An 11,124-nucleotide genomic window follows, 5' to 3' on the forward strand; every position below is an offset into this window, starting at 1 on the left:
GTCCTCTGTCACCAGTGCCAACCGGAAGGGTCCCCCCGTGGTCTTCAGCAACTCCTTCGCGCCGCTGTGGGTGATCGGGCTCGTCGTCGGGGTGACCGTGCTCGCCCTCGTCTTCGACGTGCTCGTCCTCGGGCGCCGTCCCCACGTGCCCAGCAACCGGGAGACCGGGACCGCGCTGGGCATCTACGTGAGCCTGGCCGTGCTGTTCGGGGTGTACGTGTGGGTCGCGGGAGGTGCGCAGCTGGGCGCGGAGTACTACGCCGGCTGGCTCACCGAGTACTCGCTGTCGGTCGACAACCTGTTCGTCTTCCTCATCATCATGGCGAAGTTCCAGGTGCCCCGGCGCTACCAGCAGTTCGCGCTGCTGGTCGGGATCATCATCGCGCTGGTGCTGCGCGCGATCTTCATCCTCGTCGGGGCCGCCGCCATCGAACGGTGGTCGTGGGTCTTCTACATCTTCGGTGCGTTCCTGATCTACACCGCGTTCAAGCTGGCCATCGAGAACCTGGGCCACGACAAGGAGGACGAGGAGTGGGAGGAGAACGCCCTGCTGAAGTGGGTGGAGCGGCGGTTCCCCGTGACCCAGTCCTGGGACGCCGGCACCCGGCTGCGGACGGTGGAGGCGGGCAAGAAGGTGCTCACGCCGATGTTCATCGTCATCCTGTCGCTGGGGATGACCGACCTGCTGTTCGCGCTCGACTCGATCCCCGCGATCTTCGGGCTGACCCAGGACCCGTTCCTGGTCCTGATGGCCAACATCTTCGCGCTGATGGGGTTGCGCCAGCTGTACTTCCTCATCGGCAACCTGCTGCAGCGGCTGGTCTACCTGGGGCTCGGGCTGTCGGTGCTGCTGGCCTTCATCGGCGTCAAGCTGGTGCTGCACGCGGTCCACGAGAACACGCTGCCCTTCCTCAACGACGGCCAGCCGATCCACGCGGTCCCGGAGGTGCCGATCTGGCTGTCGCTGACCATGATCGTCGGCATCCTGGCGGTCACCACGGTCGCGAGCCTGCTCAAGAGCCGGGCCGATGCCCAGCGCAACCTGCAGGTGAAGGAGGAGCTGGACCTGGACGAGCTCTCCGAGGTGGGGCTGGCCATCCGGGAGAGCGACGGCCACATCGTCGACGAGCACGACCACGACCGGACGGTGCCCGCCGACGAGGTGCAGCGGCGGCTCGACGAGGGCCCCCGCTCCGACGACCCGAGCCGCACCGGCGACGCCGGCTGACCGACCTGACCTGACCCGTCGGGGCGCTACCAGCCCCGGGCGCGCCACTGCGGCAGCTGCGGCCGCTCGGTGCCGAGCGTGGTGCCGTCGCCATGTCCGGGGTGCACCACGGTGTCGTCGGGGTAGCGGGCGAACAGCCGGTCCTCCAGGTCGTCCACCAGCTGGCCGAAGTCATCCGCCGACCAGGTCTTGCCCGGCCCGCCGGGGAACAGGCTGTCGCCGGTGAACAGCTGCACTGGCTGGCCGGGCACCCGGAGGGCCAGCGCGATCGAGCCCGGGGTGTGCCCGCGCAGTGCGAGGACCTCCAGCTCCAGCTGGCCGACCCGGACGCGGTCGCCGTGCTCGAGCCGGTGGTCCGGCGCGACCGGCAGCTCGTCCGCGTCGGACGCGCCGGCCCAGGTGGTGGGCCGGTACCGCGCGGTGAGGTCGGGCAGCGCCCGATGGTGGTCCCAGTGCCGGTGCGTGGTCACCACGTGCTGCAGCGCGCCGGTGCCCTCCGCCACCAGCGCGGCCAGCCGGTCCGCGTCGGCCGCGGCGTCGACCAGCAGCTGCTCGCCGGTCGCCGCGCAGCTGAGCAGGTAGCAGCTGTTGTCCATCTCGGACACGCTGCACTTGCGCAGCACCGCGGCACCGAGGTCCACGACCCGACTGGGGCCACCCGGTTCGACGTGCAGCCGGGCGGTGTCCGGACGGGGGTCCTCGTGGGTGTCGTCGGCGGTGGGCACGCGTCGCTCCTCTCAGACGGCCAGCGGCTGGTCCGTCGGTCGCACCGGGAACGGCAGCGTGGTGCTGCCGCTGAGGTACTCGTCCACGGCGGAGGCGCAGGCACGCCCCTCCGCGATCGCCCACACGATGAGCGACTGGCCGCGGCCGGCGTCGCCGGCGACGAAGACGCCGTCCATCCCGGTGGCGTAGCGGCCATCCCGGTCGAGCGTGCCACGCTCGGTGACGCCGACCTGCTCGACGCCCTTGAGCACCTGCGGGTCGGGGCCGGTGAAGCCGAGGGCCACCAGTACCAGCTGGGCGGGCAGGTCCCGCTCGGTGCCGGCGTAGGCGTCGAACCGGCCGTCCACCCGCTCGCCGTCCACGACCGTCACCCCGGTCGCGCCGGTGGTGGGGTCGCCGTGCACCTGCAGGGTGTTCACGCCGAAGACGCGCTCCCCGCCCTCCTCGTGGGCCTCGCCGACGCGATGGATGAGCGGATACATCGGCCACGGCTGGTGCGGCGGCCGCTCGGTCGGCGGCTGCGGGCGGATGTCCAGCTGGGTGACGCTGCGGGCACCCTGCCGGATGGCGGTGCCGTAGCAGTCGGCGCCGGTGTCGCCGCCACCGATGATGACCACGTCCTTGCCCTCGGCGCTGATGCCCGGCTCGGCGCCCAGCGCCTCCTTGTTGGCGGGGACCAGGTACTCCATCGCCGGCACCACCCCGGGCAGGTCGGCACCGGAGGCGGGCAGCCGCCGCGGCACCGTGGAGCCGATCGCCACGACGACGGCGTCGAACCGCTCACGCAGCTCGGGCAGGCTGAGGTCGTCCGGCCCGTCGCCACCGATGGTGACGCCGGTGCGGAACCGGATGCCCTCGCCGCGCAGCTGCACCAGCCGCCGGTCCAGCACCGACTTCTCCATCTTGAACTCCGGGATGCCGTAGCGCAGCAGCCCGCCGATGGCGTCGTCGCGCTCGAACACGACCACGGTGTGACCGGCCCGGCTGAGCTGCTGGGCGGCGGCCAGCCCGGCGGGACCGGAGCCGACGACGGCCACGGTGCGCCCGCTGAGCCACTCCGGCTCCTGCACGGTGACCAGCCCGTTCTCGAAGGCGCGGTCGATGATGGAGACCTCGATCTGCTTGATCGTCACCGCAGGCTGGCTGATGCCGAGCACGCAGGCGGGCTCGCAGGGGGCGGGGCACACCCGCCCGGTGAACTCCGGGAAGTTGTTGGTCGCGTGGAGGCGTTCGATGGCCTCCCGGAAGTTGCCGCGCCGGGTGAGGTCGTTCCACTCCGGGATCAGGTTGCCCAGCGGGCAGCCCTGGTGGCAGAACGGGATGCCGCAGTCCATGCAGCGGCTGGCCTGCCGCCGCAGCACCGCGTCCTCCTGCGCGGTGTGCACCTCGTGCCAGTCCTGGATGCGGACGGGCACCGGCCGGCTCGGCTGCGCCTCGCGCTCGCGGTAGGTCAGGAAGCCTTTCGGGTCAGCCATGGGACTCCTCCAGGATGAGCTGCCAGGCGTGCGGACCGTCCGGGTCGAGCCCGCGCTGACGGGCGTCCTCCCGGATCCGCACCACGCTGGCGTACTGGCGGGGGGTGACGAGGGTGAAGCGGGACAGCCAGCTGGCCTCGTCGCCATCCAGCAGGTCGCGGGCCACCGGGGATCCGGTGAGCGCCAGGTGCCGCTCGATCAGGGTGCGCAGCTCGAGCGCCTCCGGCGAGTCGGTGACCACCTCGCCGAGGACGAGGTCACCCGAGAGCGACTGGGCGTTGACCCGGCGGCGGTCCAGGTCGAGCACGTAGGCGTTGCCGCCTGACATGCCCGCGCCGAGGTTGCGGCCGGTGCGTCCCAGCACGACGACGGTGCCGCCGGTCATGTACTCCAGCGCGTGGTCGCCCACGCCCTCGACGACGAGGGTGGCACCGGAGTTGCGGACGGCGAACCGCTCGCCGACCAGTCCGCGCAGGAAGATCTCACCGGAGGTCGCTCCGTAGCCGATGACGTTGCCGGCGATCACCTGCTCGGCGGCCACGAAGCCGGCCTGCTCGGGCGGTCGGACCACCAGCCGGCCCCCGGACAGCCCCTTGCCGACGTAGTCGTTGGCGTCGCCCAGCAGGGTGAGGGCCACGCCGCGGGGCAGGAACGCCCCGAGCGACTGCCCCGCCGATCCGGTGAGGGTGAGCTCGATGGTGCCGTCGGGCAGTCCGTCCGGGCCTGCGGCCCGCGTCACCTCGTGGCCGAGCATGGTGCCCAGCGTCCGGTTGACGTTGGTGACCGCGAACTCGGCACGCACGGGAGTGCCGTCCTCCAGCGCCGGCCGGGCGGCCTCGATGAACTCGTGGTCCTTGGCGCGGTCCAGCCCGTGGTCCTGCAGCCGAACCTGGTGCAGCGCCGTGCCCTCGGGCAGCTCGGGCCGGTGCAGGATCGGCGTCAGGTCCAGCCCGCTGGCCTTCCAGTGGTCGACCGCCCGGCGGGTGTCGAGCAGGTCGACCCGGCCGATGACCTCGTCCAGCGACCGGTAGCCCAGCTGGGCCAGCAGCTCGCGCACCTGCTCGGCGATGAACTCGAAGAAGTTCACCACGAACTCTGCCTTGCCGCTGAACCGCTCCCGCAGCTCGGGGTTCTGCGTCGCGACGCCGACCGGGCAGGTGTCCAGGTGGCAGACCCGCATCATCACGCAGCCGGCGACCACCAGCGGGGCGGTGGCGAAGCCGTACTCCTCGGCCCCCAGCAGCGCCGCGACGAGCACGTCGCGGCCGGTCTTCATCTGGCCGTCGGTCTGCACGACGATGCGGTCCCGCAGCCCGTTGAGCAGCAGCGTCTGCTGCGCCTCGGCCAGCCCGAGCTCCCAGGGGGTGCCGGCGTGCTTGAGGGAGGTGAGCGGGCTGGCGCCGGTGCCGCCGTCGTGGCCGGAGATCAGCACCACGTCGGCGTGCGCCTTGGAGACGCCCGCGGCGACGGTGCCGACGCCCACCTGGCTCACCAGCTTGACGTGGATCCGCGCCCGGGGGTTGGCGTTCTTCAGGTCGTGGATCAGCTGGGCCAGGTCCTCGATCGAGTAGATGTCGTGGTGTGGGGGTGGCGAGATCAGCCCCACGCCCGGCGTGGAGTGCCGGGTGCCGGCCACCCACGGGTACACCTTGCCGGGAGGCAGCTGGCCGCCCTCGCCGGGCTTGGCTCCCTGGGCCATCTTGATCTGGATGTCGTCGGCGTGGACCAGGTAGGCGCTGGTGACGCCGAACCGCCCGGAGGCCACCTGCTTGATCGCCGAGCGGCGGCGCCGGTCCAGCAGCCGGTCCACGTCCTCGCCGCCCTCGCCGGTGTTGGAGCGCCCGCCGAGCTGGTTCATGGCGACCGCCAGCACCTCGTGGGCCTCCTGGGAGATGGAGCCGTAGCTCATCGCGCCGGTCGAGAACCGCTGCACGATGGAGGAGACCGGCTCGACCTCCTCGATGGGCACCGGCTCCCGGTCCGGCGACAGCTGCAGCATGCCGCGCAGCGTCATCAGCTGCTCGGACTGCTCGTCGACCAGCTGGGTGTACTGCCGGAAGACGTCGTAGCGGCCGGTGCGGGTGGCGTGCTGCAGCCGGAACACGGTCTCCGGGTTGAACAGGTGCGGTGGCCCCTCCCGGCGCCACTGGTACTCGCCGCCGATCTCGAGGTCGCGGTGGTAGGGCGGGATCCCCGACAGCGGGTAGGCGACATGGTGGCGGCGGCGGACCTCCTCGGCGATGACCTCCAGCCCGACGCCGCCCAGCTGGGAGACGGTGCCGGTGAACCACCGGTCCACCAGTTCCTGGGACAGGCCGACCGCCTCGAACGTCTGCGCGCCGCGGTAGGAGGACACCGTGGAGATGCCCATCTTGGACATCACCTTCAGCACGCCCTTGCCGAGCGCCTTGATGAGGTTGCGGATGGCCACGTCCGGGTCCAGGCCGTCCAGCTGCCGCCCGGAACGGCACAGGTCCTCGATGGTCTCCATCGCCAGGTAGGGGTTGACGGCGGCGGCGCCGTAGGCGATGAGGGAGGCCACGTGGTGCACCTCGCGCACGTCCCCGGCCTCGACCAGCAGGCCGACCCGGGTCCGGGTGCCTTCGCGGACCAGGTGGTGGTGCACCGCGCTGGTGAGCAGCAGCGACGGGATCGGGGCGTGCTCGCGGTCGGAGTGCCGGTCGGACAGCACGATGAAGAACGCGCCCCGCTGGACCGCCTCGGAGACCTGGGTGCAGATCTCGTCGAGCCGCTCCCGCAGCGCCTCGGCGCCCCCGTCGACCCGGTAGAGGCCCCGCACGACGACGCTGGCGAAGTCGGGGTGCTGGCCCTCGATGTTGATGTGGCGCAGCTTGGCGAGCGCGTCGTTGTCGATGACCGGGAAGTCCAGCAGCACCTGGTGGGCGTGCTCGGGCGACTCCTGCAGCAGGTTGAACTCCGGGCCGGTGGAGCTGGCGAGCGAGGTGACGACCTCCTCCCGGATGGCGTCCAGCGGCGGGTTGGTCACCTGCGCGAACGCACCGACGAAGTAGTCGAACAGCAGCCGGGGCCGCTCCGAGAGCGCCGCGATCGGGGTGTCCGAACCCATCGCGCCCAGCGGCTCGGTACCGGTCTGCGCCATCGGCGCGAGCAGGATCCGCAGCTCCTCCTCGGTGTAGCCGAAGATCTGCTGCCGGCGGGTGACCGAGGCGTGGGTGTGCCGCACGTGCGCCCGGTCGGGCAGGTCGGTCAGCCGGACCTGGTTCTCCTGCAGCCACTCCGCGTAGGGCTGCCGGGCGGCCAGCTCCTTCTTCAGCGCCCGGTCGTCGACTAGTTCTCCGGCCTCGGTGTCCACCAGGAACATCCGGCCGGGCTCGACCCGCCCCTTCTGGGCGACCTTGTCCTCCGGCATCGGCAGCGCCCCGGACTCGGAGCCCAGCACGACCATCCCGTCGGTGCTGACCCAGTAGCGGCTGGGCCGCAGCCCGTTGCGGTCCAGCACCGCTCCCACCTGGGTGCCGTCGGTGAACACCAGGTTCATCGGGCCGTCCCAGGGCTCCATGAGGATGGAGTGGAACTCGTAGAACGCCCGCAGGTCGGGGTCCATGAAGTCGTGGTTCTCCCACGCCTCCGGGACCATCATCAGCACCGCGTGCGGCAGCGTGCGTCCGCCCAGGTGCAGCAGCTCCAGGACCTCGTCGAAGGTGGCCGAGTCGCTGGCGCCGGGCGTGCAGATCGGCTTCACCTCGGCCAGGTCGCCGGGGAAGAGGTCGGAGGCCAGCAGGCTCTCCCGGGCGTGCATCCAGTTGCGGTTGCCGCGGACGGTGTTGATCTCGCCGTTGTGGGCGATCAGCCGGTACGGGTGGGCCAGCGGCCAGGACGGGAAGGTGTTGGTGGAGAACCGGGAGTGCACGACCGCCAGTCGCGTGGTGAAGCGCTCGTCGTGCAGGTCCGGGAAGTAGGCGGGCAGCTGGTCGGTGGTCAGCATGCCCTTGTAGGTGATGGTGCGGCCGGACAGCGACACCGGGTAGGCCGCGGTCTGCCGCTCGACCCGCTTGCGGGCCACCCAGGCACGCCGCTCCAGCGCCAGCCCGGTCTCACCGGTCGCCGAGCGCACCACCAGCTGGCGCATCACCGGCATCGCCTCCCGGGCGATCGGCCCCACGATGCCCGCCTCCACTGGCACGTCGCGCCAGGCCAGCACCTGCAGCCCGCTGTCGGTGACGACCCGCTCCACCTCGGCCACGACCTGCTCGGCGCTGCCGTCGGCGGGGAGGAACACGATCCCGGCGGCGTAGCCGCCCGGCTCGGGCAGCTCGACCGGCAGCACGGCGCGCAGGAACTCGTCCGGCAGCTGGGTCAGGATGCCGGCGCCGTCACCGGAGTCGGGTTCGGCGCCGACGGCGCCGCGGTGGTCGAGGTTGTGCAGCACGGTGAGCGCGTGCTGCACCACGTCGTGCCCGGGCGTGCCGCGCAGGGTGGCGACGAAGGCGACGCCGCAGGCGTCGTGCTCGTGCGCGCCGTCGTAGAGGCCCTGCGGCTGTGGCTGTGGCCCGGGACTGCTGAGGGGGGAGTGTGCGGTCATAGTCACCGATCTGGGCGGGGCGGTGCATGGACTGACCGGGACAACGGTGGCCCGACGTTGAGAGCCCACACTACCGTCGGTGCCTGTCGGCGAGGCGACCTACCATGAGGGACGTGCCTGCCACCCCCACGCCCGCCCGCCCCGAGGCGGCGGCTCCCACCGTGCTCGAGCGACCCCGCCACGACCGGCTGGTGGTGCGGGGCGCTCGCGAGCACAACCTCAAGGACGTCGCCGTTGACCTGCCCCGTGACTCGCTGATCGTGTTCACCGGGCTGTCCGGGTCCGGCAAGTCCTCGCTCGCCTTCGACACCATCTTCGCCGAGGGGCAGCGCCGCTACGTCGAGTCGCTGTCCGCCTACGCCCGGCAGTTCCTCGGGCAGATGGACAAGCCCGACGTCGACTTCATCGAGGGGCTGTCCCCTGCGGTGTCGATCGACCAGAAGTCGACCAACCGCAACCCGCGCTCGACGGTCGGCACGATCACGGAGGTCTACGACTACCTGCGGCTGCTGTTCGCCCGGGTGGGCCGGCCGCACTGCCCGGTGTGCATGGCGCCGGTGGCCCGGCAGACGCCGCAGCAGATCGTGGACCGGCTGCTGGAGCTGCCCGAGCGCACCCGGTTCCAGGTGCTGGCGCCGGTGGTGCGCGCCCGCAAGGGTGAGTACGTCGACCTGTTCACCGAGCTGCAGTCCAAGGGCTTCGCCCGGGCCCGGGTCGACGGCGAGGTGGTGCCGCTGTCGGAGCCGCCGGCACTGGAGAAGCAGCGCAAGCACTCCATCGAGGTCGTGGTGGACCGGCTGGTCGCCAAGGGTCCGGAGGACGCCCGCGCCAAGCGCCGGCTCACCGACTCGGTCGAGACCGCCCTGGAGCTCGCCGGCGGGATGCTGGTCGTCGAGTTCGTCGACGTCCCGGCCGACGACCCCGAGGGCAGGCCCCGGGAGCGGCGGTTCTCGGAGCGGATGGCCTGCCCCAACGACCACCCGCTGGCGCTGGACGAGGTCGAGCCGCGCTCGTTCTCCTTCAACAGCCCGTTCGGTGCCTGCCCGGAGTGCACCGGCATCGGCGTGGAGCTGGAGGTGGACCCCGAGCTGGTCGTCCCGGACGAGGACCGCTCGATCCGGGAGGGCGCGATCGCCCCGTGGTCGGGCGCCAGCGGTGTCAGCGAGTACTTCATGCGGGTGCTCGGGGGGCTGGCCGAGGACCTGAAGTTCTCCCTCGACGTGCCGTGGCGCTCGCTGCCGGGCCGGGCCCGCGACGCGATCCTGCAGGGCTACCGGCACCGGGTGCACGTGCGCTACCGCAACCGGTACGGCCGGGAGCGCACCTACTCGACCGGCTTCGAGGGCGTGATCCCCTACGTCAAGCGCAAGCACGCCGAGACCGAGTCCGACTCCAGCCGGGAGCGCTACGAGGGGTACATGCGCGAGGTGCCGTGCCCGACGTGCGGCGGCGCCCGGCTGCGGCCGGAGTCGCTCGCGGTGCTGATCGGCGGTTGCAGCATCGCCGAGGTGTGTGGGCTGCCGATCGACCAGTGCCAGGAGTTCCTGCAGGGCATCGAGCTGACCGAGCGGGAGCGGCACATCGCCGAGCGGGTGCTGAAGGAGGTGCACGCGCGGCTGGGGTTCCTGCTCGACGTGGGGCTGGAGTACCTCGCCCTGGACCGGCCCGCGGGCACGCTCTCCGGCGGGGAGGCGCAGCGCATCCGGCTGGCCACCCAGATCGGCTCCGGGCTGGTCGGCGTGCTGTACGTGCTGGACGAGCCCTCGATCGGGCTGCACCAGCGCGACAACCACCGGCTCATCGAGACGCTGACCCGGCTGCGCGACCTCGGCAACACCCTCATCGTGGTCGAGCACGACGAGGACACCATCGCCGCGGCCGACTGGGTGGTCGACATCGGCCCGGGCGCGGGTGAGCACGGCGGCCAGGTGGTCCACAGCGGCCCGGTCCGGGGGCTGCTGGAGCACCGCGGCTCCATCACCGGGGACTACCTGGCCGGGCGGCGCGCCATCGAGCTGCCCGCCCAGCGTCGGCCGGGCAACGGCAAGCAGGTGAAGGTCGTCGGGGCGCGGGAGCACAACCTCGCCGGCATCGACGTCGCCGTCCCGCTCGGCAAGCTGGTCGCCGTGACCGGCGTCTCCGGGTCCGGCAAGTCCACCCTGGTCAACGACATCCTCTACACCGTGCTGGCCAACCGGCTGCAGCGCGCCCGCCGGGTGCCCGGCCGGCACCGCCGGGTGGAGGGCGTGGACCACCTGGACAAGGTGGTGCAGGTGGACCAGAGCCCCATCGGGCGCACCCCACGCAGCAACCCGGCCACCTACACCGGGGTGTTCGACCACATCCGCCGGCTGTTCGCCGAGACCACCGAGGCCAAGATCCGCGGCTACCAGCCGGGCCGGTTCTCCTTCAACGTCAAGGGCGGGCGCTGCGAGGCGTGCGCGGGCGACGGGACGCTGCGGATCGAGATGAACTTCCTGCCGGACGTGTACGTGCCGTGCGAGGTGTGCCACGGAGCCCGGTACAACCGGGAGACCCTGGAGGTGCACTTCAAGGGCCGCACCATCGCCGACGTGCTCAACATGCCCATCGAGGAGGCCGCCGAGTTCTTCGCGCCCGTGCCCGCCATCGCCCGGCACCTGCGCACCCTCGTCGACGTGGGGCTTGGCTACGTCCGGCTCGGGCAGCCGGCGCCCACGCTGTCCGGGGGCGAGGCGCAGCGGGTCAAGCTCGCCTCCGAGCTGCAGCGCCGCTCGACCGGCCGGACCGTGTACGTGCTGGACGAGCCCACCACCGGGTTGCACTTCGAGGACATCCGCAAGCTGCTGGCGGTGCTGCAGGGGCTGGTCGACAAGGGCAACACCGTCCTGGTCATCGAGCACAACCTGGACGTCGTCAAGAGCGCCGACTGGGTCATCGACATGGGCCCCGGCGGCGGCGTGGGCGGCGGCCGGCTGGTGGCCCAGGGCACCCCGGAGCAGGTCGCCGCCAACGACGCCAGCCACACCGGCCGGTACCTGCGGCCGCTGCTGGAGCGGGGCCAGCGCTCCAGCACGGCATGAGCGGCAGCGGGTGCCCGCCCGCTCCGACCCGGCGCACCGTGCTGCGCGGGACCGCCCTGGCGGGACTGG

5 protein-coding genes are annotated in these 11,124 nt (G+C 72.0%); 2 read left to right on the forward strand and 3 right to left on the reverse strand.

Features of this window, described 5'->3' with window-relative positions:
- Positions 1–37: 37 nt before the first annotated feature.
- Complete coding sequence (locus tag GFJ45_RS04955) at positions 38–1,228, forward strand: TerC family protein (RefSeq protein ID WP_153394772.1); 1,191 nt, start codon at positions 38–40, stop codon at positions 1,226–1,228.
- 26 nt (positions 1,229–1,254) lie between these two features.
- Here the strand turns inward: GFJ45_RS04955 and GFJ45_RS04960 are convergent, their stop codons facing one another.
- The 3 genes from GFJ45_RS04960 to gltB are packed head-to-tail and all read right to left on the reverse strand — an operon-like array spanning position 1,255 to position 7,993.
- A complete protein-coding gene (locus GFJ45_RS04960; RefSeq protein ID WP_228386507.1) occupies positions 1,255–1,953 on the reverse strand; it encodes an MBL fold metallo-hydrolase in 699 nt (232 codons plus the stop codon).
- A 12-nt stretch (positions 1,954–1,965) separates the two neighbouring features.
- A complete protein-coding gene (locus tag GFJ45_RS04965; protein WP_153394774.1) occupies positions 1,966–3,429 on the reverse strand; it encodes a glutamate synthase subunit beta in 1,464 nt (487 codons plus the stop codon).
- Complete coding sequence (gene gltB / locus GFJ45_RS04970) at positions 3,422–7,993, reverse strand: glutamate synthase large subunit (protein ID WP_153394776.1); 4,572 nt, start codon at positions 7,991–7,993, stop codon at positions 3,422–3,424. The genes GFJ45_RS04965 and gltB overlap by 8 nt, the downstream gene beginning before the upstream one ends.
- A 104-nt stretch (positions 7,994–8,097) precedes the next feature.
- Between gltB and uvrA the strand changes: the two genes are divergently transcribed.
- Positions 8,098–11,055: an excinuclease ABC subunit UvrA gene (uvrA, locus tag GFJ45_RS04975; RefSeq protein WP_153394778.1), complete on the forward strand. Its 2,958-nt coding sequence runs from the start codon at positions 8,098–8,100 to the stop codon at positions 11,053–11,055.
- Positions 11,056–11,124: the final 69 nt, after the last annotated feature.

It is taken from the genome of Ornithinicoccus halotolerans, from assembly GCF_009602535.1.
Taxonomy (GTDB): Bacteria; Actinomycetota; Actinomycetes; order Actinomycetales; family Dermatophilaceae; genus Ornithinicoccus; species Ornithinicoccus halotolerans.